A 22670-nucleotide genomic window follows, 5' to 3' on the forward strand; every position below is an offset into this window, starting at 1 on the left:
GGTATGGATATAGCAAAGTCTGGTGAAGAACTTATAAAAATATGTAAGGAAAATTCAATATCCTTAAGCGAATATGCTATTTTAAGGGAAATGGAAGATAATGAATTATCCAGGGAAGAAGTTATTTCAAAAATGAAGAAAGTGCTGGAGGTCATGAAAAATAGTTCCAGGGAAGCAAGAGAAAGAGAAGTTTTTTCTGTAAGCGGCTTAATAGGTGGAGATGCTTATAAAATACAGAAATACTTAGAAAGTGGAAAATCCTTAACAGGTGATACTATGCTTCTTGCTATGGCAATGGCTTTATCATCTTCGGAAGTAAATGCTTCCATGGGAAAAATAGTGGCTTGCCCTACTGCTGGATCTTGTGGAATATTGCCAGCAGCAATATTAACAGCAGGGGAAAAACTATCTAAAAAGGATGATGAACTTATAAAGGCCTTATTTGCAGCAGCTGCAGTTGGAATGATAATAGGAAGAAATGCAACCTTTGCAGGAGCAGAGGGTGGTTGTCAGGCTGAATGTGGTTCTGCAGCTGCAATGGCAGCAGCAGCTATTGTAGAAATGATGGGTGGAAGTCCTAAAATGTCCTTAGATGCAGGAGCAATTGTATTTAAAAATATTTTAGGCTTAGTATGTGATCCTGTGGCAGGTTTGGTAGAGGTTCCTTGTGCAAAAAGAAATGTAGGAGGGGCAATAAATGCCCTTTGTATAGCTGATTTAGTTATGGCTGGAGTTGAATCAAAAATTCCTTTTGATGATGCAGTTGCAGCCATGTATAAGGTTGGTAGAAATCTTCCTGCATCCTTAAGAGAAACAGGAGAAGGCGGAGTTGCAGTGACAAAAACAGGAATAGAATTAAGAAAAAAAGTCTTTGGCAGCTAATAGCCAAAGACTTTTTTTATGGATAATTGACATAGGCTAATAGACAATTTAGGAAGAATTATAAAAGATTGATAAGCAATCTTTATTAGTGTGCATAAAAAAATTAATACTTGTAAAAATAAGTTATATAGTGTATCCTTTTATTAAAAGATATTGATAATAGAAATCAATTAATATTAATTATTGATAAGATGACAAATCAAAATTATTAAATTTGGAGGGTAAAAATGAGTAAGGTATTATATATAAAAGCAAACATAAAGCCAGAAGGTGAATCAAGAACTTTTAAAATTTCTGATGCTTTCATTGAGGAATATAAAAAATTAAATCCTCAAGACGAAGTAACAGTATTAGATTTATATAAGGAAAATATTGATTTCCTAAGACCAGAAGATTTAGGAACAATATTTGGACCTAAAACAGAAGAAAGCAGAAATCATCCGATTTTAAAATATGCTTATCAAATGGTAGAAGCTGATAAGATTATTATAGCTGCACCTATGTGGAATTTAGGAAATCCTGCTATAGTTAAGGCATATTTTGATTACGTATGTGTAAGCGGAATTACTTTTAAATATACAGAAAATGGTCCTGTTGGCTTATGCAAAGCTGAAAAGGCTCTTATAGTTGCAGGAAGAGGAGGAGATTATTCAAGTCCTCAAGGAGCTGCCTTTGAAATGGGAGAAAGATATTTAAGAACAATTTTAACATTTTTTGGCGTTAAAGATATAAAAGCAATTACTGCTGAAAAATTAGACGTTCAAGGAATGGATGTAAATGCAATATTAAATGAAGCAATTGAAAAGGCGAAAACTTTAGCTAAAGAATTTTAAAATTAGATAGAAAATGAAGAAATAATGCATTTCTATCACCAGTATAGGAAATATTATCAGTGAATACTTAATAAAAAAACGCAAATAATAATTTCGAAGGTGGTGATAAGGGATGCACAAGAATCCAAGCATTAAATGTACAGTAAATGAGTGCAAATATCATGCACAAGCAGAAAATTACTGTAGTTTAGATGGTATTCAAATTGGAAAACATGAAAATCGTGCAACTACTCCAGAATGCACAGACTGTAATTCCTTTGAATTAAAGTAATTACAGTAAGTTTACAGTAAAATAAGGGAAATAGGGATAGCTAAGCTATCCCTATTTTTCTAAACAAATTTAACTACTATTACCCTTCTTCTACTATATAAAATGAATAATAAAAGATAGAAAGATAAAAAATAAAATAGTTAATAGCTAATTGTAAAGCGAAAGTAGGGGTAGTATGGAAGAATTAGAGAGAATATTTATACAAATGACCAGGATTAGCATTAGCAGATATATAATATCAATGATTATAATTTTCTTTGCTTCCTTAATTAATAAGTATATTATTTCTAATATTTTTAAATATATAGTTAAAATAGTTGAAAAAACAAAAAATTTTGCTGATGACAGCCTTGTTAAAGCTTTAGAAAAACCATTAAAATTATTTATATTTTTAAAGGCTGCTCATATATCTTTACATATAATAGAATATGAAAAAATAGATATTGCCAAGATTTCCTTAGATAGACTTGGAAAGATGATAATAGTCATAGTTGTATGCTGCTTTTTATATAATCTAACCTTGGAAAATTCTTTATTATATAAGAATATTGGAAAAAATAATGCTAACAATACAATAGCCTTTCCATTTTTATCTATAGTATTTAGGCTGCTAATAATTATTGTGGGTGTTAGCTGCATTGCAAAGGAATTTGGCTTTTCAGGTTTTATCACTGGACTTGGAATAAGTGGAGTTGCCTTTGCCTTAATGGCTCAAGATACATTTTCAAATCTTTTTGGCGGGGTGATTATTGCTTTAGACAGGCCTTTTGCAATAGGAGACTGGATCAAAACAGAAGAGGTTGAAGGAATAGTAGAGGAAATAACCTTTAGAAGTACAAAAATTAGAACCTTCTCCAAGGCAATTGCTACAGTACCTAATTCGAAACTTGCTAATGATAAAATATTTAATTTTTCTCAAAGAAAAGTAATGAAGATAAGTTATAAGTTTATAATAAAGCCCAATATTGAAATTGAAAAAATAGAAAAGGCAGTAAATGCAATTGAAGAGTATTTAAATATTAAGGAAAAAATTAGTAAAGAAATGATAATTGTAAGCTTTAATGAATTTTCAATATATGGATATGGAATATTCATTTTTTTTTATACCACTGAAATGAATTATTATAAATATGAAAAGCTTAAGCAAGAAATTAATTTAGATATTCTTAAAATATTAAGGGACTTAGAAATTGAGTTAATGTTTATAAATTTTAACATAGAAAATGAGATTACAGAATTAAATAAGAGTGAGTCTTTAGAAAAGTCTAAATAAATTATATACTATAATAAAGTTGAAAAATTAATAATAGCAAAGGATTGGTAATATGAAGATAATTAATGTTAAAGATGCAGTAGGAGTTGCCCTTTGTCATGATATAACTAAAATAGTGCCAGGAGAATTTAAGGGAGTTGCATTTAAGAAAGGACATATAATTAGGGAAGAAGATATAGAAGAGCTGCTTTCCTTGGGAAAGGATCATATTTATATTTGGGAAGACAATGAGGAGCTTATACATGAAAATGAGGCAGCAGAGGAGCTTTTTAATATGGCTTGCGGAGAAGGAACTGTAGCTGCTGAAGTTAAGGAAGGAAAGATAGAAATCTTTGCAAAGATAGATGGACTTTTAAAGATAGATGTGGAAAAGCTTATAGAATTAAATTCTATTGAGGAAATAGTTTTATCAACCATAAGAAATAATAGTGTAGTAAAAAAGGGAGATAAAATAGCAGCTACAAAGGTTATTCCTTTAGCAATAAAAAAGGATAAATTAATTGAGGTAAGAAAGTTATTAAGGGAAAAGATAATTAAAGTAATTCCTATAAAGGCAAAAAAGATTGCAATTGTAACAACAGGAAGTGAAGTATATTATGGAAGAATAAAAGACGCATCAAAAGCTGCAATAAGCAAGAAAATAGAAAAATATAATTGTGAAATAATAGGACAAAGTATTTTAGCAGACGATAAGGAGAAAATTAAAGAGGCTATTTACGAATGGATAGATAAGGGAGCAGAACTTGTATTATGTACAGGGGGGATGTCTGTTGATGCAGATGATGTTACTCCAAAGGCAATAGAAGAAGCTGCTGGAGAAATAATTTCTTATGGAACACCAATTTTTCCAGGTGCAATGTTTTTAGTTTCTTATAAAGGGGAAATTCCAATTTTAGGCTTACCAGGAGGAGTCATTTTTTCAAAATCAACAAGCTTTGATGTATTATTACCGAGAATTTTAGCAGGAGAAAAGTTAACTAAGAAAGAAATTGCAAAATATAGTCATGGAGGACTAGTAATTACAGATGAATACCTATAAAATATTGCGAAGCAATCTTTTAGTTTACAGTTTATAATGTGCAGTTAGCAGTTAAGGAAGAAACTACTGCGTAGTTTCTAAAATTATATTTCTTATAATTCAGCTTAAGTTGAATTATTTCCTCAACTGTACACTGTAAACTACACACTAATAAAGATTGTTTCGCAATCTTTATTAATTGTTAACTGATAAAAAGGTGCTCTATTAAGATTTTAATTCCAATTCCTATCAGAATAATTCCACCTAATATTTCTGAATATTTTTGAATGTAATTGCCTATTACTTTTCCAAAGGAAACTCCCAAGAAGCAGATAATAAAAGTTGTAATTGATATTATTAATGAGGCTTGAATTATATTTATGCTTAAAAAGGCAAAGCTGATTCCAACAGCTAAGGCATCAATACTTGTTGCTACTGAAAGCACAGTTAATTCCTTTAAATCTAACTTATCATCCTCTAAGGAGCATTCTAATTCTTCATTTTCCTTATTTTTAACACTTTCATAAATCATTTTACAGCCTAAATATCCTAGTAGAAGAAAGGCTATCCAGTGATCTATAGATTTAATATAACTTTCAAAATAAATACCACAAAGCCAGCCCAATAGTGGCATTATCCCTTGAAATAGTCCAAAAAATAAAGATATTATAAAAGACTTTTTAATAATATCCCTTCTTATACAAAAGCCTTTGGTTAATGATATTGCAAAGGCATCCATTGATAGTCCAACACCTGTTAAGAAAAAGGTCAAAATACTCATATAAATAACTCCCTTGTTAATAATTATGTAATCTTTTATTAATTGATAATTAATCATAATAATAGTATAATTAATAATAAATTATATGACTGAAGAAAAAAATTGAAGCTGTTTTGCAATTATTCAACAAATTATAGAAATTTTAATTTAAAATAATTAGCTTCAAGGTCAACATTAATATTTTAAATTTAAGGAGAATAATATGCAATATGTTTTAGCATTTATATTAGCATTTATAATAGTATATTTATTAACTCCGATTTTAATCAAATTTGCTTTTAAAATTGGTTTTACTGATAAACCTACTAAAAGAAAAAAACATAGTAAGGACACTCCTCTTACAGGTGGATTAGCTATGTATATAGCTTTTTTTATTACCTATTTTATTTTTTATGATTATTCCGACTTTTCTGTTAAACTATCTATATTTTTAGCTTCTACATTAATAATTGCTATTGGCTTATTAGATGATTTTTATAAGACAAAGGGGAAGGAATTTCCTATCTATCCAAGGCTGATTATTCAACTTTTTTCTGCTTTTATTATTTATAAGGCAGGTATAATATTTAGAGGTTTTACTAACCCTTTAACAGAAATATATATAGAATTATCCCCAGTAATTCAATTAATATTAACAATTACTTGGATATTTGGCGTTACAACTGTGATTAATTGGTGTGATGGGATGGATGGCCTGGCAGGTGGCTTGTCCTGTATATCATCTATTACCTTTTTAGGAGCTGCAATAATATTGAGGCAAGAGGGGTCAATAGTACTTTCCTTGATGGTAGCAGCTATAACTTTAGGATTTTTAATTTATAACAAATATCCAGCAAAGGTATATATGGGAGATTCGGGAGCAAATTTTCTTGGTTTTATTTTAAGCATAATTGCTTTAGATGGAGCTTTTAAACAAGCTACCTTAATGAGTATTTTTATACCAATATTAGCTTTGGCAGTACCTATATTTGATAATATATTTGTAATAATAAAGAGATTTATTGATGGAAAACCAGTTTATCAAGCTGACAGAAGTCAAATACATTTTAGATTACAGGCAAAAGGATTTTCACCAAAACAAGTAGTAATATACATAAATGCAGTAAGTCTAGCATTCAGCTTAATATCAATTGTATTATTGCTAATTAGAAATTAATACAATAAATAATGTTGAAGCGGAATCAGTGAAGGTAAATTTTAATGATTAATTGAAAATAGGAGGTTTAGTTATGGAAAAGGTAGAAAGTTTTGAATTAGATCATAGAATTGTTAAGGCGCCATATATAAGAAAGTGCTGTGTGTTAAATGGAGAAATGGGAGACAAGGTTACTAAGTTTGATATTAGATTTTTACAACCTAATAAAGAAGCTTTTGGAACAGCAGCAATGCATGGTTTAGAGCATCTACTAGCAAATTTTCTAAGAGAAAGTCTAACTGGAATTATAGATTTATCTCCAATGGGATGTAGAACTGGATTTTATTTAAGCATATGGGGAGATAGGGAAGCTTCAGAAATAAAGGAAGCCCTTGAAGACGCATTAAAGAAGGTATTAGAAGCTAGAGAAATTCCAGCAGCTAATGAAATTCAATGCGGAAATTATAGGGATTTATCTTTATTTGGGGCTAAGGAATATGCAAGGGAAGCTCTAGAAAAGGGATTTTCCTTAAATATTTATGGAGAAGATAAATAGAATATTAAAAACAAAAGGACTATATCTTTTAAATTATTTTAGATATAGTTCTTTTTTTACAAACTTGTATAAAATTTTTAATATAATTAAATAAAATATCATATAAATTTGTAAAATAATATGGAAAATATTGCTCTATAATGGTATAATGTAACAGTGGTATTTTTGGAATAAGAATTTTGTAATTTATTTGAATGCTTTAAAAGGTGAATCTATGTTAGAGGCAATAATTATCTCCTTAATTTTTTCTAAAATTAAAGGATATAAAATAAAGGGAATTTTTAAAAGTTGGACAATATATCCAGTATTAGCCTTAGAAGCTATATACTTATTTGCTCAAGTTAATATTTTTATGGGTAATTATTTTATGATTAAATATGTAAATATATTGAAAACTATATATTTATGTTCCTATCTGCCCTTAATATTTTATTATGAAAAGTATGTACAAGCTATTATTGGTTCGATATTTATATTTCTTGGAGGATTTTTAAATGATATAGCCATAAGGGCAAATAATGGATTTATGCCTGTATTTCCAACCCTTTCCCGTATAACAGGCTATATAGATATAAATGCCTTTGGCCAAATTGATAATATACATATTTTGGGAAATGAATCCACTAAGCTGAAGTTTTTAACAGATATATTTGATATAGGTTATAGCGTACTTAGTTTAGGTGATATTTTTATGAGGCTATATGTTTTTATTATTATTTACAGTGTAATAAAAGAAATTAATAAAAAGCAAAATTTAATAAAAAGCTAATCTGAATATTAGATTGCTTAGGAGGATTAATATGTTAGAGATACAACCAATAGAGTTTTTTTTAAGGGCAATCCCAGAAGGATTTATATATTTATTAGGAGTATATGTTTTTTCAGAAACTAAAATAGATAAAGAAAGATATGTAATATCCTCCTTAATAGCTGCTGTAGCTATGTTTGCAATTAGATTTTTGCCTATAGTTTTTGGAGTTCACACAATACTATCTATATTATTTATAATAATTTTATCTATATTTTATAATAAGATAGATTTAATAAGTGCTATTAAAGGAACTATTATACATTTTATTGTTCAATATTTGTCAGAAGGAATAAATTTAGTTTTATTAAAATATATTTTTAAGTTAAATTTTAATCTTTTATTACAGGATCCAATAAGTAAAAGTATTTTAGGAATCCCTTCATTAGTTCTAAGTCTTAGCTTTATATTTTTATACTATAAATTCTTTTCAAGGAAAGATGGTTTTAAGAATGTATAATATAGATAAAATTTCAGAAAATATAGCTCTTAACTTAAAAAGAGAATTAAACTTAGATAATGATAAATATGAAGTAATAAAATATGGATTACATTCATTTTTTCAAATGGCTATATCTATAATTTTAACTATTATCTTAGGAGGCATATTTGGGATTGTGAAGGAAGCGCTGCTTATAGCTTTTACAAGCAGCATTTTAAGAAGGTCATCAGGAGGAGCACATGCAAGCAAGGCAATGAATTGTACAATTATTGGATTATTAGTAACACTAATACCTGCAAAAATAATTTCAATAATTGATAAAAATATAATAGCTGTAACAGTAATAGGAGTAATCATATTTTTATTTTCTTTTGTGCTAGTGTATAAGTTAGCTCCAGTTGATAATCCAAATAAGCCGATAAAGTCAGAGAAAAAGATAAAAAGGTTAAAAAATGATTCCATAACAACATTAGTTTTTTATCTGGTTTTAGTTATTGTTGCTTGTATTTTATTTTCTATTAATTCAAATAAGATTTTTTTATCTTATGCTTTATGTATTTATTTTGGAACAGCATGGCAAGTTTTTACATTAACTAAAGCTGGACATAAAGCAACTAATTTAGTGGATCATTTTTTAAATAAAATTTTTATTAGTGGGGAGGAAAAGTAATGAAAAGAAATAATAAGATTTTAATGGCTATTGCTGCTTTTGCAACACTTATTGCTACAACAGTTGCTACATCAGCATGTGCATGGCTATCATATCAGCCAGAAGAGCCAAAATGCTTAAGAGATGAGTAATATTTAAATAAAGGTCGGGAAACCGATCTTTATTTAAAAATGAAAGTAGGTTATTGAAATGAATGAAAGAGAAAAGAGAATATATGATATTGTATCAACTGTAAAAATAGTATCTCTTCTATTGACTAGTATTATTTTTTTTCAATATACTTTTTATGAAGATAAGATAAATGAAGTTAATATTTTAATAAAAACTGTTTCAGTTTTTATTGCTGGTTTAATATTCTTATTGGTTTATTTTCTTTGGACCTTTTCAATAGATAAAAGATTGGTTATGAGAAATAGAAAGTATGGAAATTGGATTGAATATTTTGTATTTATAGCTATATTTTTTATAGCACTTTTAGCGTCTGAGGGATATGAAAGTCCTTATAAAATATTATTTTTATTTATAATTTGTACAGCTACTATTGAAAGCGGTCTTAAGGCAGGACTAACAACTGCTGGTATTAGTTCAGCTTTAATAATATTTTTAGATTTAATATCTCTAGCTAATGAGAGAGTAAATATGTATTTTCAAAATGATTTAATTCTTGTTGGAATATTTATGTTAACTGCATGGATTTTGGGCTTTTATGTAAAAATTGAAGGAGAGCACATTAAACAATTAGAAAAATTAGTTAATTTTGATGCCTTAACTGGTTTATATAATCATAAATCTTTTCAGGAAAGATTGAAAGAAGAAGTTTTTTTATCAGAAAAAGTTCAAAAGCCAGTTTCAATGATATTTTTTGATATAGATTATTTTAAGCATTATAATGATTTAAATGGTCATCAAAAGGGAGATGAAGTTTTAAAAACTATTGGAGAAATTGTTAAGAGAAATGTAAGAAAAGAGGATTTTGCAGCAAGATATGGGGGAGAAGAATTTGCAATAATCCTGCCAGAGACTAATGAAGAGGAAGCTTTAAGAATAGCAGATAAAATAAGAGAAGCAGTAGAAAAAGAAAGCTTTTATGGAGAGGAAAATCAGCCTAATAAAGTATTAACAATTTCTGCAGGAGTTTCTGTTTTCCCAGATAATGCTAAAGATGAAGTGCAATTATTAAAGAGTGCTGATGATGCCTTATATAGGGCGAAATTCTTTAATAAGAACAGGGTTGAAAGATATAAATCTATATTAGAAGAATTAGAAAAGGACATAGAAGATAAGGATGTAGAATTGGTTTCTTCAGTAAAAACCTTGATTAGCGTCATTAATGCTAAGGATAGGTATACATATGGCCATTCAGAAAGGGTAGTTTTATATAGCCGTCTAATGGCTGATAAATTAAACTTATCTAAAGAAGATAAGGAAAATTTAATTTATGGAGCTTATATGCACGATATTGGTAAAATAAATATTCCTAAGGAAGTTCTTATGAAGAAGATGCCTTTAACTAATGAGGAATGGGAAATGCTTAAGCAGCACCCTGAAAATGGTGTTGAGATAATAAAGAATATAGACAGTTTATCTGGAGCAATACCAATAATTCTTCATCATCATGAGAGATATAACGGAAAGGGTTATCCTTATGGATTAAAGGCTGAAGAAATACCTTATTTAGCAAGAATTTTAAGTGTTGTGGATAGTTTTGATGCAATGACATCAAATAGACCATATAATAAGAGAAAAACTTATGAAGAGGCAATTGAAGAATTAAAAAAATGTTCAGGAACTCAGTTTGATCCTGAAATAAGTCAGGCCTTTATAGAAGTTATAAAAGAAAATAGTAATAAATTTGATAATCTTATGTAATTAAGGGTATGAGGTGATATTAATGAGAATTGCAATTATTGGACTTGGAAATATATGTACTAAAGCATATCTGCCATATATTACGGTAAAGGAAGATATAGAACTTATCTTTTGTACATACTGCAACAGAAAGTCATTTTCAAATAATAGAAAAACTATTAAAGGCCGGAATTAATGTTTATGTAGATAAGCCTATTAGCTATTCTTACGAAGAAAGTGTAAGGGCATGTAACTTAGCAAAAGAAGAAAATAAAATATTAATGGTTGGCTTAAACAGAAGATTTGCTCCAATGTATAAGGAGCTAATAAATCAGGATATTCATCTAATGACTTCTAAAATATACAAGAATAATAAAAAGGAAATCAAAGAATTTAATGATTGGGATAGAATATTATACAGAAGAGGATTTGAACCGATTATTGATGAGTTTATAAGTGCAGTAAAAGAAAATAGGGAACCATCAATAAGTCTAGAGGATGCTTTAGAAACTCATAGGCTTTGTGAGGAGATATTAGATAGGATAAATAAGGATAATTAAGATATAAATATTATAAAAAAGGCTAATCCTAAAGGATCAGCCTTTTTTATTTAATTTCAATTTCCTTTGTTTTTAGTTTTTTATTTGTCTTGTCTTTTAATAGTTGATATAAAACGCTAAAGACTGGAATTCCAATAAGCATTCCCAATATTCCTAAGCTACTTCCTCCAACTAACATAGCCATCATAACCCATAGGGCTGAAAGGCCAACAGAGTTTCCAACTACTTTAGGATAGATTATGTTTCCTTCAAATTGTTGTAGGAATAGTATAAAAATTATAAACCATAAGGCTTTTATAGGACTTATTAAAAGAATTAAAAAAACAGCAGGTATGGTTCCTATGAAGGCACCAAACACAGGTATTAAGGCAGTTACAGCAATTAGTACACTTATCAATAGAGCATAAGGCATTCTTAATAAAATCATTCCAATAAAACAGAGGCCGCCTAAAATCACAGCTTCTACACATTGACCAGAAATAAATTTCGAAAAAGTAAGGTTGCTAATTTTTCCAATATAAATAAGCTTATCAGCAGTTTTTTCATCTAAAAAGGCATAAAGTAATTTTTTTATCTGGTAAATTAAGGTCTCCTTGCTAGATAACATATAAACAGAAAGAATTATTGATAAAATAAAATTTATCAAACCGCTAGTTATATTCAATGTTGTATTTAAAATGCTTGATAAGGAATTAGATATAATTTCTCCGCCAACAGTAAATAAATCCTTCCAAGCAGTCATAATTGTTGAGGAGACTTTTTGTAAAAGCTCTTTAGAAATTTCAGAATCACTAATGTACTGGGAAATTAATCTTTCAAAAGAACTCATGTATCCAGGAATAGTTTTTAGTAATGTAGAAACACTAGAAGTTAATTGTGGAATAACAAATAAAGCTAGGGCAGTGATTAGTCCAATGACTGTTATAAAAGTAGTTAAAATGGATAATGGTCTTTTGAAATTTCTATATTTGATATATTTTTTTGTTTCTAAAAAGGAGAAAACTTTTGTTTCGAAGAAAGTCATAGGAATATTTAATACAAAGGCAATTGCAAAAGCAGCTAAAAAGGGATTAATTATTTGAATAAAAATTCTAAAGCCCTTTAAAAAATATCCCAAGTTTGAAAGTATAAAATATATTGCTATTAATAATGTTCCTAATAATAAATTCTTTTTAAATTTCTCGTCTATTTCTTTCAATCTTTCACATCCTTTTGCTTTTATTACAAATATTATACATATTTTAGAAGCTGATTACAATAATATATTGTATAATAAAAGGTGAATAAATATAGTAGATATTGGAGTGATAATATGGGAAAAATAACTAAAATAAATACTTTAGCTCAAACTAAGTTTTTAAACTTATATGAAGCAGAATATATAAATAAGCTTGGGGAAAATAAAAAGTGGACTATAGCTTCTAGAAAAGATATAGAAGAAATAAATGATAAGTTTTTTAAGGGAAAAAAAGATAAAATAGATGCAGTTGTAATAATCCCTAGACATATTGAAGAAAATAAATTAGTAATAATTAAGCAGTTTAGAGTTCCAATTAATGATTTTGTAATAGAGCTTCCAGCAGGCTTAATTGATGGAAATGAGACTTTTGAGGAAGCAGTTAGAAGGGAATTAAAAGAAGAAACTGGATTAGATCTAGTTGACATAGATTATGATAAGACAATTCAAAAAACTTATGCTTCAGTAGGAATGACTGATGAATCCTTTGCCTTGGTAAGCTGTAATTGTAAAGGAAAAGTATCCTTAGAAAATTTAGAAGCAGATGAAGAAATAGAAGTAAAATTAATTACTAAGGAAGAGGGAAGGGAAATATTAAAATCAGGTCAAAATATTGATGTTAAGGCATACCTTGCAATAAGCAATTTTATAAATAGTTAGGTGCAGTTAGGAGTGTGGAGTTAGTAGTTAGGAGTGTGGAGTTTGGAGTTAGGGGTTAGGGGTTAGGAGTGTGGAGTTTGGAGTTGGGTTTTGAGTTAGTAGTTATCAGTTAGCTTGTCCAGCCCAAACAACTCCCCACTCAGCACTCCAAACTCCAAACTCCACACTGAATTCCACACTCCACACTCCAAACTCCACACTGAATTCCACACTCCACACTCCAAACTCCACACTGAATTAAAGGGGTGATGTATTATGACTAAATTAAGAATTAAAAATAGAAGTGGTAAAATTATAGATGCTTTTTTTAAGGAATTGGATCTATCATATTTAGATAAAATTATGGAACTGCAGGAAGAAATATATAAGGGATTAGAAGATAAGCAGTTATTTGCAAAGACAGATAGGGAGGAATTTATAAAATCCTTTGAAAGGGGAAAAGTAATAGGGTGTTTAGATGAAGAAGATAATTTAATAGCGATGGGGGTTTATTTAAAAAAGGGATATGATAAGGAAAATTATGCTTATGATTTAGGCTTAGAAGGAGAAATACTTTTAAAAACTGCCCAAATTGAGACAACAGTTGTTAAGGAAGAGTATAGGGGTAACAGATTACAGAGGATAATATGTGAGAGAATAGAGGAAATTGCAAGAGAAGATGGAATGGAGCTTCTTGCAGCAACAGTATCACCTTATAATAAATATAGTCTAAACACATTTTTAAATTCAGGTTATAAAATAAAAAAAGATAAGCTAAAATACGGAGGGTTAAGGAGATACATTCTTTCTAAAGAACTAAGATAGTAATGTAGAATGAACCTTGAAAATTCTACATTACACAATAATTGATAGGATTACTCGTAAATATGCAAAATCCTATCATTTTCATAAGAAATAAATAGCTATTAAAAGCTACTATGTGAAAATAAACACATACAGCCTATATTTATAAAAAATATATTTGATTAAATACGAGTTATTTAGTATGATATAATTAAATCAGAGTGAAATTGTATGGATTATATAAACAAGGAGATGTAAAAATGAGCGAAGTATTATTAAAGGTTAGTGGATTAAGAACAGAGGTTGAAGGAAAAGAAATCCTAAAGGGATTAGACTTACAAATAAAAAAAGGTGAAATTCATGTAATAATGGGACCAAATGGTGCTGGTAAATCAACTCTAGCTAACACATTAATGGCTCATCCAAAATATAAGGTAAAGTCTGGAGAAGTTATTTTCGAAGGTGAAGATATATCAGAATTAAAGACAGATGAAAGAGCAAGAAAGGGCTTATTCTTATCATTCCAACATCCAGAAGAAGTTCCTGGAATAACTGTTGAGAACTTTATAAGAAGTGCAAAAATTGCTATAGATGGTCAATTAATTAAATTTTTAAAGTTCGATAAGGACTTAAAAAATAACATGAAAGAACTAAAAATGAAGCCAGAATATGCAAAGAGATATTTAAATGTTGGTTTCTCAGGTGGAGAAAAGAAGAAAAACGAAATTCTTCAAATGCTTATGTTAAATCCTAAACTAGCAATTCTTGATGAAACAGATTCAGGACTAGACGTAGATGCTATTAGAATAGTTTCTCAAGGTATCAAAATGTATTCAAATGAAAACAATGCAGTATTAATAATTACTCACAATACAAAGATATTAGAAAACTTAAAAGCTGATTACGTTCATGTTTTAGTTGATGGAAGAATTGTTAAAACTGGAGATGCAAGCCTTGCTGAACAAATTGAACAAGAAGGTTATGAAGCATTTAAGAAGGCAGCAATTTAGTTTGGAGGTGAGCCTGTGGAAAATAGAAAAAAAACTGTCGTAGAGGAAATGGATAGAGGCATCTATGACATTAAGAATGAAGATAAATATGAGTTTAAAACAGATAAAGGACTAACAAGGGAAATAGTAATGACTATTTCTAAAGAAAAAAATGAACCAGAATGGATGACTGAATTTAGATTAAAGTCCTTAGAAATATATAATGAACTTACTTTACCAACATGGGGACCATCCTTAGATGAATTGGATATGGATAATATCGTTACATATGTTAGACCAAAATCTAAAATGGCTGAAAGCTGGGATGAAGTTCCTGAAGATATTAAAAAGACATTTGATCTTCTAGGAATACCTGAAGCAGAAAAGACATCCCTAGCAGGTGTTGGGGCACAATACGATTCAGAAGTTGTTTACCATAGTATAAAAGAAGATTTAGTAAAACAGGGTGTTGTTTACACTGATATGGAAACAGCTATAAGAGAATATGGAGATATTGTTAAGAAATACTTCATGAAATGCGTATCTCCAAGAGAGCATAAATTTGCAGCCTTACATGGAGCTGTATGGTCAGGAGGATCCTTTGTATATGTACCAAAGGGAGTAAATGTAGATATTCCTCTACAATCATATTTTAGATTAAATTCACCTGGAGCAGGTCAATTTGAACATACATTAATCATTGTAGAAGAAGGAGCTAAGCTTCACTTCATAGAAGGATGTTCAGCACCTAAATACAATGTAACAAACCTTCATGCAGGTTGTGTTGAGTTATTTGTTAAAGAAGGAGCAACATTAAGATACAGTACAATAGAAAACTGGTCTAAGAATATGTTGAACCTAAATACAAAGAGAGCAATTGTTGAAAAGAACGGAAGAATAGAATGGGTATCAGGATCCTTTGGATCACATATTTCTATGCTATACCCAATGAGTGTTTTAAAGGGAGAAGGAGCGACAGCAGAATTTACTGGAGTATCCTTTGCTGGTAAAGGTCAAAACCTAGACACTGGAGCAAAGGTTGTTCATGCTGCTCCAAATACAAGTTCAACAATTAACTCAAAATCAATATCAAAAAATGGCGGAGCTGCAACTTACAGGGGAGTTGTTAAAGTTAATGCAAATGCTCATAATTCAAAATCAACTGTATCCTGTGAATCTCTAATGCTAGATAATCTTTCAAAATCAGATACAATTCCAGTAATTGATTTAGCAGTAGATGATGTAGAAATCGGACATGAAGCAAAAATAGGTAAGATAAGTGATGAAGCTATATTCTACCTAATGAGCAGAGGTATAAGTGAAGATGAAGCTAAATCAATGATAGTTAGAGGTTTCGTTGAACCAATTTCAAAGGAATTACCTCTAGAATATGCAGTTGAAATGAATAACTTAATTAAGCTTGAACTAGAAGGGAGCATAGGATAATGGTTAATGATGTAAATTTCAGCAATTTAAATAAGACTCCTGTAAGAACAAAAAGCTGGCTAAAGGTTAATGATGTAACAATAGCTGACTATAAAGCTCCAGTTATAGGTAAATTTGAAAATGTAAAAATAACTGCTAATGAAAATAATGGAGTAATAATTGAAAAGATAGATAAGGAAAAAGTACTTCCTTTTAATAAAAAATTCACTTATGGTGTATCAGATGAATTAATAAGCCAAGGTGAAAAAGACTTTAACCAAGGCTATATTATTAATATAGCAAGAAAGGCAAAAATAGAAGAACCTATTATAATAGAGTTCAATATGGATAAAGATAATAATACTTTAGTTGATAATATAATAATAGTTTGTGAAGAGCAATCTGAAGCAAACATCATTATAAAATACAATTCTTTAGATGATTCTGAAGGATACCATAATGGTATATTAAAAGTATTTAGTAAAGATGATAGTAAGTTAAAATTAACAAAGATAAACTTATTAAACAACAAGACAATGCATCTAGATTCTAACCTGTCAGATGTAAGCTATAATGGAAGTGTTGATTTTATAGCAGCAGAGCTAGGTGGAAAGTATAGTATAACAAACTATCATGGAGATTTAAGAGAAGATAGTTCAGCTTCAACCCTAAATTCAATATACTTAGGTGCTAAAGATAAAATTATAGATATTAATTATGTTATGACTCATAGAGGAAGAAGAAGCAGCTCAAATATTTCTACAAAGGGTGCTTTAAAGGATGAAGCTCAAAAAATATTCAGAGGAACTATAGATTTCAAAAGAGGAGCAACAAGAAGTACTGGTGCTGAAGATGAATATTGCATGATTTTATCTCCAAAGGTTAAATCAAAGGCATTACCTTTACTATTATGTGAAGAAGATGATGTTTCAGGAGAACACGCTGCTGCTTCAGGCAAAATAGATGAAAATAAGCTATTTTACTTAATGGCTAGGGGATTAGATTACAATGAAGCTAGAAGAGTGATAATTGAAGGTGCATTCAATCCTATAATTGATAAAATAGATGATGAAAATTCTAGAGAAGAAATATTTAAGGCTATAAAGGAATGTTTGGATAATGAATAACAGAGATATAATAAAAGATTTTCCAACCTTAACAAAAGAAGTAAATGGTAAGAGAATAGTATATTTAGATAGTGCGGCAACTACACAAAAACCACAAGTTGTTATTGATGCTATGGTAGAATATTATAAAAATTCAAATGCAAATCCTCATAGAGGATCTTATGCATTAAGTGTTGCATCAACAGAGGCTTATGATGAAGCAAGGGAAAAGGTTAGAGCTTTTATTAATGCAAAACATAAAGAAGAAATAATATTTACAAGAAATGCAACAGACTCCTTTAATCTTTTAGCAAGATCCTATGGCTTAAATTTTATTAATGAAGGGGACGAAATTGTAATTTCCATTGCAGAACATCACTCTAATCTTATACCATGGCAGCAAGTAGCAAAAGCTAAGGGTGCAGTTTTAAAATATATGTACACTAATGAAAATGGTGAGCTTACAGAAGAAGAAATTAAGAGTAAAATAACAGATAAAACAAAGCTAGTAGCAATAACTCAAGTATCTAATGCCTTAGGTACAATAAATCCAGTTAAGGAAATAGCTAAATATGCTCATTCAAAGGGAGCAGTAGTTGTTGTAGATGGAGCTCAAAGTGTACCTCATATGAAAGTAGATGTACAAGATTTAGATGCAGACTTCTTAGTTTTCTCTGCTCATAAGCTTTTAGGACCTATGGGAATAGGAGTACTTTATGGTAAGAAAGAATTACTAGAAAAAATGCCTCCTGTAACCTTTGGTGGAGATATGGTAGAGTATGTGTATGAGCAAGAAGCTACTTTTGATGAACTGCCATATAAATTCGAAGCTGGAACACAAAATGTTGAAGGCGCAGTAGGTTTGGCTAAGGCTATAGATTATTTAAATGAAGTAGGCATGGACAGGATAGAAGAAATTGAAGCTGAATTAATGACCTATGCCATGGAAAAAATGAGCGAACTACCTTATGTAACCATATATGGTCCAAAGGAAGTAGAAAAAAGAGGGGGAGTAATATCCTTTGCAATTGATGGAGTTCATCCACATGATTGCGCATCAATTTTCGATTCCCTAGGAGTTTGCATTAGAGCAGGAAATCATTGTGCTCAGCCTTTAATGAGATATATGGGAATTAATGCTACTTGTAGAGCAAGTATTTATTTATACAATACTAAGGAAGATATAGATAAGTTAATAGAAGCTATAAAGAAAACCTACGATATGTTCGCAAAATGGAGGTAATACAATGGATTTACAAGACATATATACCCAACTTATAATGGAGCAAAGTGCTTCTAAGCATAACAGAAGAAAACTTGATAATCCAGATATATGTGAAAGAGGTCATAATCCAAGCTGTGGAGATGAAATAACTCTTGAACTTAAATTAAATGGAGATATAATAGAAGATCTTGCTTTTTCAGGTCAAGGATGTGCAATTTCTCAAGCTTCAACTTCAATGATGATAGATTTGCTTAAAGGAAAAAGTAAGGAAGAAGCATTAAACTTAGTTGAAACTTTCATTGGAATGATAAAAAGAGAAATTAAAGATGAAGAAGAATTAGAAAAGCTAGAAGATGCAATGGTTCTTCAAAATATCTCAAATATGCCTGCTAGAGTTAAATGTGCAGTTCTTGCATGGCATACAATTCAAGAAGCCTTTAAGAAAAAATAAAAAAGATTGCTTAGCAATCTTTTTTATTTTTTAATGCATAATTCAAAATTCATAGTACACAATTAAGTTAGAAAGCTTTGCTATTTTTAAATAATTATTAACAAGATTAATTTTGATTGAAAATTCATATAAATATGATAGAATAATTAATATTACAAATTTTAAATCAACAAATAAAAAGGAGAATGAGTTAATGGAAACTAGTCCCGGGAGTAGTTTTATTTTAATTTTTATTTTGGTATTAGTTAATGCTTTTTTTGCATCTGCGGAAATGGCAATAGTATCATTAAACAAAACTAAAATAAACATTTTAGCGGAAGAAGGAAATAAAAAAGCAATATTATTAAGAGATATTTTAAAGGAGCCAAATAAGCTTTTATCAACAATACAAGTAGGTATAACCTTTGCTGGATTCTTTGCTTCAGCATCGGCAGCAACATCAATTTCAGTAGGCTTTGCAGAACTTCTTAATAATTTTAATGTGCCATATAGTGATGATATTGCCTTAGTAGTAACAACTTTAATAATTTCCTATTTAACCCTTGTTTTAGGAGAATTAGTACCTAAAAGAATAGCTTTGCAAAATGCTGAAAAAGTAGCAATGTTTGCAATAAAAATAATTCTATTTGTGTCTAAGCTTACAAAACCCTTTGTATGGTTCTTATCCTTTTCAACTAATCTTATAATGAAGATTTTTGGATTTAAGAATGAGGGAATAGAGGAGCAGATATCAAGGGAAGAAATTAGAAGTCTTATAGAAATAGGAGAAGAAAATGGTGCTATAAATGAAGCAGAAAGAGATATGATTGATGGTATCATAGAATTTGATGATACAACAGCAAAGATGATTATGACTCCTAGAACAGAAACATTCTTATTGGATGTTAATGAAAATCTAAAAGACTGTATTAATAAAATACTAGAGGAGAACTTTTCTAGAATACCTATATATGAGGATGAAATAGATAATATTATAGGCATTTTGCACATGAAAGATCTTTTTGCTAGTATAATAGAAAAAGGTATTGATAATGTAAATATAAGAGATTTAATAAAGGAGCCATGTTTCTTTATTGAAACTCAAAGTATAGATGAATTATTTAAAAAGTTAAAAGAAAAGAAATCATATATGGCTATATTAATAGATGAATATGGCGGCTTTTCTGGTATAGTGACAATGGAAGATATCATTGAAGAAGTTATGGGAGAAATCCTAGATGAATATGATGATTCAGTAGATTTTGAAAAATTAGATGATAATAATTATATTATCAGTGGGTTAATGAATTTATCAGATTTAAATGATTATCTTGATATAGAACTAGAATCAGAAGATGCAGACACTATTGCAGGTTTCTTTATAGAAAAATTAGGAGAAATTCCTACAGATACAAAGAATTGCGAAGTAGTATCTGGCAATGTTAAGTTAAAACTTTTAAAATTAGATGATAAAAGAATAGATAAAATTCAATTAATATTAAATTCAGAAAGCAAATAAAAAGAGCTGTCCTAAGGCAGCTCTTTTTATTTTTGCTTAGTCATGTATAAACTTTGATAAAGAATTATGTAACAAAGAAAATAATTATGAATAATATAAAATTAAAGTAAGATTAGGAGTAAAAATATGAATGGTATTGAATTATTAATGAAATTACAGGCTAAGATGCAGGATCCTAACTTTGCAGCTAAATTCAATAGAATAGCCTCTGAATTCAATTCCATACCAGGAGTTCAACAAGAGGTTATGAGGATAGCTCAAATTGAGGATGAAGAAAAAAGGGAGAAGGCTTTGGCTAAGCTACCACCAAGGGTTAAGAAACTAGTAAGAGAGGTAGTTTCATTATTGAATGAATAAGCTTATACAGTTAAATTTTCTTAAAAATCATTGACAAATAAATTATTAGCTTCATATCTATGTATTATAAAAAATAATAACAAGGAGAGAAAAAAGATGGAAACAAAATATGGTTTTACTAATGACGATTATGAATTTGAATTTAAAGATTATGAAGAAGTTTATGATGATGAATATGAAGATGATGAAGTAGAATATACTTCATATTATTTTGACGACTGTGAAGATGACCAAGAAGACAAGTACGAAGAGTACTATGAATGTGACTATGAAGACGACGAAAATGATGACTACGAAGAAGATTGTGAAAAAGACTTTGAAAGAGATTATGAAAAGAAATTTAATAAAGATTGCAAAGAAAAAGAAGAAGATAAAAAACAAAATAAAATAGTTGATTGCAAAAAATGGTTTGAAAAGGGCCTTAAGAAGGGTATAAAAATTGGTTATACTAAAGGCTTTGAAAAAGGTTTAGAAAAGGGCAAGAAACTAGGCTTTGAAAAAGGCCTAAAAGAAGGATTCCAAAAAGGATGTAAGAAGGGCCTAAGCAAAGCTGAAAAGTTAGCAGAAGCAGCTTATGAAAAAGGCTATAAGATTGGATTCCAAGCAGGTTATGAAAAAGGATATGATGTTGGATACAACAGAGGTTACTCAAACGGATTATGCGTTGGCCGTGACAAGGGCTTTGCAGAAGGAAAACAAAAAGGCTTCGCAGAAGGACATGAAAAAGGACTTAAAGAAGGCTTCGTACTTGGCTATAAGAAGGCATACAGAGAAATTATTAAGTGCCTAAAGAAATGCTGGTAAATGTGAAATACCAAAGAAAAAGGACGATAAGAAAAAAAGATAATAAATAAAATTATAAATTAATTAATTTATAATGAATGCCAGTATAAAATTACTTATGCTGGCATTTTCAGTTTTCTCTATGCATAAATTTGCTATAGTACTAAAGACTAAAAGAAGGTTGAAATATATTAAAGGAGAGCCTATGAAAGAATTTATTATTTATGAGAGAGAAAACCCAAATTACATAATGAATGATTATGAAAGATTTCTTCCAATAATATTATTAATAGTTATTTTATTTTTACTTTTTATCTTTAAAAAGAAAATAAGATTAAATAACAAGTTTGAAAGAAGATTAAGATATTTTTTTGCAGGGATTATAATAATAGTTACTTCTCTTTTTTATTTAGGAAATTGGATAATAAAAGGATTAACCATCAATAAATTACCATTACATTTATGTTATATTTGTAATGTTTTATGTGCAGCTATTTTAATAAAACCAAATAAAAAGATATTTAATTTCTTATTATTTGCTGGAGTATTAGGTGGTATATCCAGTTTGCTGTCAATGGACAGATCAATGTCTTCTAGATATTTAAAATATTATTATTTTATGACAGCGCACCTATCAATAATAATAGTACCAATATACTTTGCCATAATTTATAAGTGGTTTATAAACAAATTAGAATTATTTAGAGCATATTTAATTCTTCAACTAATGGGATTAAGTATGGGAATAATAAATTCAATTTACAAAACAGATTATTTTTTCGTTAGTTTTTCTTCCAATATTGCTGCTAAAGGTACAATATTAGAAGATTTAGGTAGTGGATATGATTATTTTATTAAGCTAGAATTTCTTTCTTTAATATATTTTATACTATGGTATCTAAGTCTAATATTATATAATTCTAAGCTTTTATCAAGAAAGTATAAGAATATTAAAAGAAGTTAATTTTATAAAATACAAGTAGTTTTTTCATTGAAAAATTATGTAAATTAGTATAATATATAAATAACAAATAATTATTATTAACAAATAAAATATGAGAATTTAATTTGATCTAGTT

The 22670-nt window shown here is 29.1% G+C and carries 26 protein-coding genes; 24 read left to right on the forward strand and 2 right to left on the reverse strand.

The window, feature by feature from the left end; translation table 11 throughout:
* Positions 1 to 3 precede the first annotated feature (3 nt).
* The 5 genes from sdaAA to KQI16_RS01655 all read left to right on the forward strand — a co-directional run bounded on the left by sdaAA (position 4) and on the right by KQI16_RS01655 (position 4298).
* On the forward strand, positions 4 to 882 hold the full coding sequence (sdaAA, locus tag KQI16_RS01635) for an L-serine ammonia-lyase, iron-sulfur-dependent, subunit alpha (RefSeq protein ID WP_216431689.1): 879 nt from the start codon (positions 4 to 6) through the stop codon (positions 880 to 882).
* Between the two features lie 227 nt (positions 883 to 1109).
* Complete coding sequence (locus KQI16_RS01640) at positions 1110 to 1715, forward strand: FMN-dependent NADH-azoreductase (RefSeq protein WP_216431690.1); 606 nt, start codon at positions 1110 to 1112, stop codon at positions 1713 to 1715.
* A 112-nt stretch (positions 1716 to 1827) separates the two neighbouring features.
* Positions 1828 to 1986, forward strand: coding sequence for a DUF1540 domain-containing protein (locus tag KQI16_RS01645; RefSeq protein WP_216431691.1), 159 nt, complete (start codon positions 1828 to 1830; stop codon positions 1984 to 1986).
* A 175-nt stretch (positions 1987 to 2161) separates the two neighbouring features.
* Positions 2162 to 3259, forward strand: a complete 1098-nt coding sequence (locus KQI16_RS01650; RefSeq protein ID WP_216431692.1) for a mechanosensitive ion channel family protein — start codon at positions 2162 to 2164, stop codon at positions 3257 to 3259.
* 52 nt (positions 3260 to 3311) lie between these two features.
* Positions 3312 to 4298 carry a molybdopterin-binding protein gene (locus tag KQI16_RS01655; RefSeq protein ID WP_216431693.1) on the forward strand — a complete coding sequence of 329 codons (987 nt, stop codon included), beginning with the start codon at positions 3312 to 3314 and terminating at the stop codon, positions 4296 to 4298.
* A gap of 181 nt (positions 4299 to 4479) precedes the next feature.
* On the opposite strand, the gene KQI16_RS01660 is transcribed toward KQI16_RS01655, so the two are convergent.
* The gene (locus KQI16_RS01660) at positions 4480 to 5058 is read right to left on the reverse strand and encodes a manganese efflux pump MntP (RefSeq protein WP_216431694.1); all 579 of its coding nucleotides are present in this window, start codon (positions 5056 to 5058) and stop codon (positions 4480 to 4482) included.
* A 202-nt stretch (positions 5059 to 5260) separates the two neighbouring features.
* Here KQI16_RS01660 and KQI16_RS01665 point away from each other — a divergent pair, with 202 nt between their 5' ends.
* The 8 genes from KQI16_RS01665 (at position 5261) to KQI16_RS12830 (ending at position 11077) form a co-directional block, all read left to right on the forward strand.
* On the forward strand, positions 5261 to 6214 hold the full coding sequence (locus KQI16_RS01665) for an MraY family glycosyltransferase (RefSeq protein ID WP_216431695.1): 954 nt from the start codon (positions 5261 to 5263) through the stop codon (positions 6212 to 6214).
* A gap of 73 nt (positions 6215 to 6287) precedes the next feature.
* Positions 6288 to 6749 carry an S-ribosylhomocysteine lyase gene (locus KQI16_RS01670; protein WP_216431696.1) on the forward strand — a complete coding sequence of 154 codons (462 nt, stop codon included), beginning with the start codon at positions 6288 to 6290 and terminating at the stop codon, positions 6747 to 6749.
* Positions 6750 to 6963: 214 nt separating this feature from the next.
* On the forward strand, positions 6964 to 7518 hold the full coding sequence (locus tag KQI16_RS01675; RefSeq protein WP_216431697.1) for a DUF5317 family protein: 555 nt from the start codon (positions 6964 to 6966) through the stop codon (positions 7516 to 7518).
* A gap of 31 nt (positions 7519 to 7549) precedes the next feature.
* On the forward strand, positions 7550 to 8017 hold the full coding sequence (locus KQI16_RS01680; RefSeq protein WP_216431698.1) for a hypothetical protein: 468 nt from the start codon (positions 7550 to 7552) through the stop codon (positions 8015 to 8017).
* Positions 8010 to 8669, forward strand: coding sequence for an accessory gene regulator ArgB-like protein (locus tag KQI16_RS01685; protein WP_216431699.1), 660 nt, complete (start codon positions 8010 to 8012; stop codon positions 8667 to 8669). The genes KQI16_RS01680 and KQI16_RS01685 overlap by 8 nt, the downstream gene beginning before the upstream one ends.
* Positions 8669 to 8800, forward strand: coding sequence for a cyclic lactone autoinducer peptide (locus KQI16_RS01690; RefSeq protein WP_216431700.1), 132 nt, complete (start codon positions 8669 to 8671; stop codon positions 8798 to 8800). The genes KQI16_RS01685 and KQI16_RS01690 overlap by 1 nt, the downstream gene beginning before the upstream one ends.
* Before the next feature lie 58 nt (positions 8801 to 8858).
* Positions 8859 to 10538, forward strand: a complete 1680-nt coding sequence (locus KQI16_RS01695; RefSeq protein WP_216431701.1) for a bifunctional diguanylate cyclase/phosphohydrolase — start codon at positions 8859 to 8861, stop codon at positions 10536 to 10538.
* A 260-nt stretch (positions 10539 to 10798) separates the two neighbouring features.
* Positions 10799 to 11077 carry a hypothetical protein gene (locus KQI16_RS12830; RefSeq protein ID WP_286172832.1) on the forward strand — a complete coding sequence of 93 codons (279 nt, stop codon included), beginning with the start codon at positions 10799 to 10801 and terminating at the stop codon, positions 11075 to 11077.
* 46 nt (positions 11078 to 11123) lie between these two features.
* Here KQI16_RS12830 and KQI16_RS01705 read toward each other — a convergent pair whose 3' ends face one another.
* Positions 11124 to 12275: an AI-2E family transporter gene (locus KQI16_RS01705; RefSeq protein WP_216431702.1), complete on the reverse strand. Its 1152-nt coding sequence runs from the start codon at positions 12273 to 12275 to the stop codon at positions 11124 to 11126.
* A gap of 114 nt (positions 12276 to 12389) precedes the next feature.
* On the opposite strand from KQI16_RS01705, the gene KQI16_RS01710 reads away from it, so the two are divergent.
* The 11 genes from KQI16_RS01710 to KQI16_RS01760 all read left to right on the forward strand — a co-directional run bounded on the left by KQI16_RS01710 (position 12390) and on the right by KQI16_RS01760 (position 22555).
* On the forward strand, positions 12390 to 12974 hold the full coding sequence (locus tag KQI16_RS01710) for an NUDIX hydrolase (RefSeq protein WP_216431704.1): 585 nt from the start codon (positions 12390 to 12392) through the stop codon (positions 12972 to 12974).
* Positions 12975 to 13229: 255 nt separating this feature from the next.
* Positions 13230 to 13778, forward strand: coding sequence for a GNAT family N-acetyltransferase (locus KQI16_RS01715; RefSeq protein WP_216431706.1), 549 nt, complete (start codon positions 13230 to 13232; stop codon positions 13776 to 13778).
* 239 nt (positions 13779 to 14017) lie between these two features.
* Positions 14018 to 14767: a Fe-S cluster assembly ATPase SufC gene (gene sufC / locus KQI16_RS01720; protein ID WP_216431707.1), complete on the forward strand. Its 750-nt coding sequence runs from the start codon at positions 14018 to 14020 to the stop codon at positions 14765 to 14767.
* A gap of 15 nt (positions 14768 to 14782) precedes the next feature.
* Positions 14783 to 16192, forward strand: coding sequence for a Fe-S cluster assembly protein SufB (gene sufB, locus KQI16_RS01725; protein WP_330654125.1), 1410 nt, complete (start codon positions 14783 to 14785; stop codon positions 16190 to 16192).
* Positions 16192 to 17298, forward strand: coding sequence for a Fe-S cluster assembly protein SufD (gene sufD / locus KQI16_RS01730; RefSeq protein ID WP_216431709.1), 1107 nt, complete (start codon positions 16192 to 16194; stop codon positions 17296 to 17298). Before sufB ends, sufD begins: the two co-directional genes overlap by 1 nt.
* Positions 17291 to 18520, forward strand: coding sequence for a cysteine desulfurase (locus KQI16_RS01735; protein WP_216431712.1), 1230 nt, complete (start codon positions 17291 to 17293; stop codon positions 18518 to 18520). Before sufD ends, KQI16_RS01735 begins: the two co-directional genes overlap by 8 nt.
* Before the next feature lie 4 nt (positions 18521 to 18524).
* On the forward strand, positions 18525 to 18953 hold the full coding sequence (gene sufU / locus KQI16_RS01740; protein ID WP_216431714.1) for a Fe-S cluster assembly sulfur transfer protein SufU: 429 nt from the start codon (positions 18525 to 18527) through the stop codon (positions 18951 to 18953).
* Positions 18954 to 19146: 193 nt separating this feature from the next.
* A complete protein-coding gene (locus tag KQI16_RS01745; protein WP_216431716.1) occupies positions 19147 to 20451 on the forward strand; it encodes a hemolysin family protein in 1305 nt (434 codons plus the stop codon).
* Between the two features lie 126 nt (positions 20452 to 20577).
* Positions 20578 to 20808, forward strand: coding sequence for a hypothetical protein (locus tag KQI16_RS01750; protein WP_216431718.1), 231 nt, complete (start codon positions 20578 to 20580; stop codon positions 20806 to 20808).
* A 96-nt stretch (positions 20809 to 20904) separates the two neighbouring features.
* Entirely contained in the window at positions 20905 to 21612 is a 708-nt protein-coding gene (locus tag KQI16_RS01755) for a hypothetical protein (protein WP_216431720.1), read from the forward strand.
* A gap of 184 nt (positions 21613 to 21796) precedes the next feature.
* Positions 21797 to 22555 carry a TMEM164 family acyltransferase gene (locus tag KQI16_RS01760; RefSeq protein WP_216431722.1) on the forward strand — a complete coding sequence of 253 codons (759 nt, stop codon included), beginning with the start codon at positions 21797 to 21799 and terminating at the stop codon, positions 22553 to 22555.
* The last annotated feature ends 115 nt before the right edge of the window (positions 22556 to 22670 follow it).

The sequence above is a fragment of the Caproiciproducens sp. MSJ-32 genome (genome assembly GCF_018918055.1).
GTDB lineage: Bacteria > Bacillota > Clostridia > Clostridiales > Clostridiaceae > Clostridium.

Excerpts from the sequence above, each read along its gene's own strand:
- KQI16_RS01710 (WP_216431704.1), top strand. The coding sequence starts at position 12,390 with ATGGGAAAAATAACTAAAATAAATACTTTAGCTCAAACTAAGTTTTTA.
- KQI16_RS01685 (WP_216431699.1), top strand. The coding sequence starts at position 8,010 with ATGTATAATATAGATAAAATTTCAGAAAATATAGCTCTTAACTTAAAA.
- KQI16_RS01760 (WP_216431722.1), top strand. The coding sequence starts at position 21,797 with ATGAAAGAATTTATTATTTATGAGAGAGAAAACCCAAATTACATAATG.
- sdaAA (WP_216431689.1), top strand. The coding sequence starts at position 4 with ATGGATATAGCAAAGTCTGGTGAAGAACTTATAAAAATATGTAAGGAA.
- sufC (WP_216431707.1), top strand. The coding sequence starts at position 14,018 with ATGAGCGAAGTATTATTAAAGGTTAGTGGATTAAGAACAGAGGTTGAA.
- KQI16_RS01660 (WP_216431694.1), bottom strand. The coding sequence starts at position 5,058 with ATGAGTATTTTGACCTTTTTCTTAACAGGTGTTGGACTATCAATGGAT.
- KQI16_RS01650 (WP_216431692.1), top strand. The coding sequence starts at position 2,162 with ATGGAAGAATTAGAGAGAATATTTATACAAATGACCAGGATTAGCATT.
- KQI16_RS01735 (WP_216431712.1), top strand. The coding sequence starts at position 17,291 with ATGAATAACAGAGATATAATAAAAGATTTTCCAACCTTAACAAAAGAA.
- KQI16_RS01665 (WP_216431695.1), top strand. The coding sequence starts at position 5,261 with ATGCAATATGTTTTAGCATTTATATTAGCATTTATAATAGTATATTTA.
- KQI16_RS01670 (WP_216431696.1), top strand. The coding sequence starts at position 6,288 with ATGGAAAAGGTAGAAAGTTTTGAATTAGATCATAGAATTGTTAAGGCG.
- sufU (WP_216431714.1), top strand. The coding sequence starts at position 18,525 with ATGGATTTACAAGACATATATACCCAACTTATAATGGAGCAAAGTGCT.
- KQI16_RS01655 (WP_216431693.1), top strand. The coding sequence starts at position 3,312 with ATGAAGATAATTAATGTTAAAGATGCAGTAGGAGTTGCCCTTTGTCAT.
- KQI16_RS01680 (WP_216431698.1), top strand. The coding sequence starts at position 7,550 with ATGTTAGAGATACAACCAATAGAGTTTTTTTTAAGGGCAATCCCAGAA.
- KQI16_RS01745 (WP_216431716.1), top strand. The coding sequence starts at position 19,147 with ATGGAAACTAGTCCCGGGAGTAGTTTTATTTTAATTTTTATTTTGGTA.
- KQI16_RS01690 (WP_216431700.1), top strand. The coding sequence starts at position 8,669 with ATGAAAAGAAATAATAAGATTTTAATGGCTATTGCTGCTTTTGCAACA.
- KQI16_RS01675 (WP_216431697.1), top strand. The coding sequence starts at position 6,964 with ATGTTAGAGGCAATAATTATCTCCTTAATTTTTTCTAAAATTAAAGGA.
- KQI16_RS01640 (WP_216431690.1), top strand. The coding sequence starts at position 1,110 with ATGAGTAAGGTATTATATATAAAAGCAAACATAAAGCCAGAAGGTGAA.
- KQI16_RS01750 (WP_216431718.1), top strand. The coding sequence starts at position 20,578 with ATGAATGGTATTGAATTATTAATGAAATTACAGGCTAAGATGCAGGAT.
- KQI16_RS01645 (WP_216431691.1), top strand. The coding sequence starts at position 1,828 with ATGCACAAGAATCCAAGCATTAAATGTACAGTAAATGAGTGCAAATAT.
- KQI16_RS01755 (WP_216431720.1), top strand. The coding sequence starts at position 20,905 with ATGGAAACAAAATATGGTTTTACTAATGACGATTATGAATTTGAATTT.
- KQI16_RS01715 (WP_216431706.1), top strand. The coding sequence starts at position 13,230 with ATGACTAAATTAAGAATTAAAAATAGAAGTGGTAAAATTATAGATGCT.
- sufD (WP_216431709.1), top strand. The coding sequence starts at position 16,192 with ATGGTTAATGATGTAAATTTCAGCAATTTAAATAAGACTCCTGTAAGA.
- KQI16_RS01695 (WP_216431701.1), top strand. The coding sequence starts at position 8,859 with ATGAATGAAAGAGAAAAGAGAATATATGATATTGTATCAACTGTAAAA.
- KQI16_RS12830 (WP_286172832.1), top strand. The coding sequence starts at position 10,799 with ATGGTTGGCTTAAACAGAAGATTTGCTCCAATGTATAAGGAGCTAATA.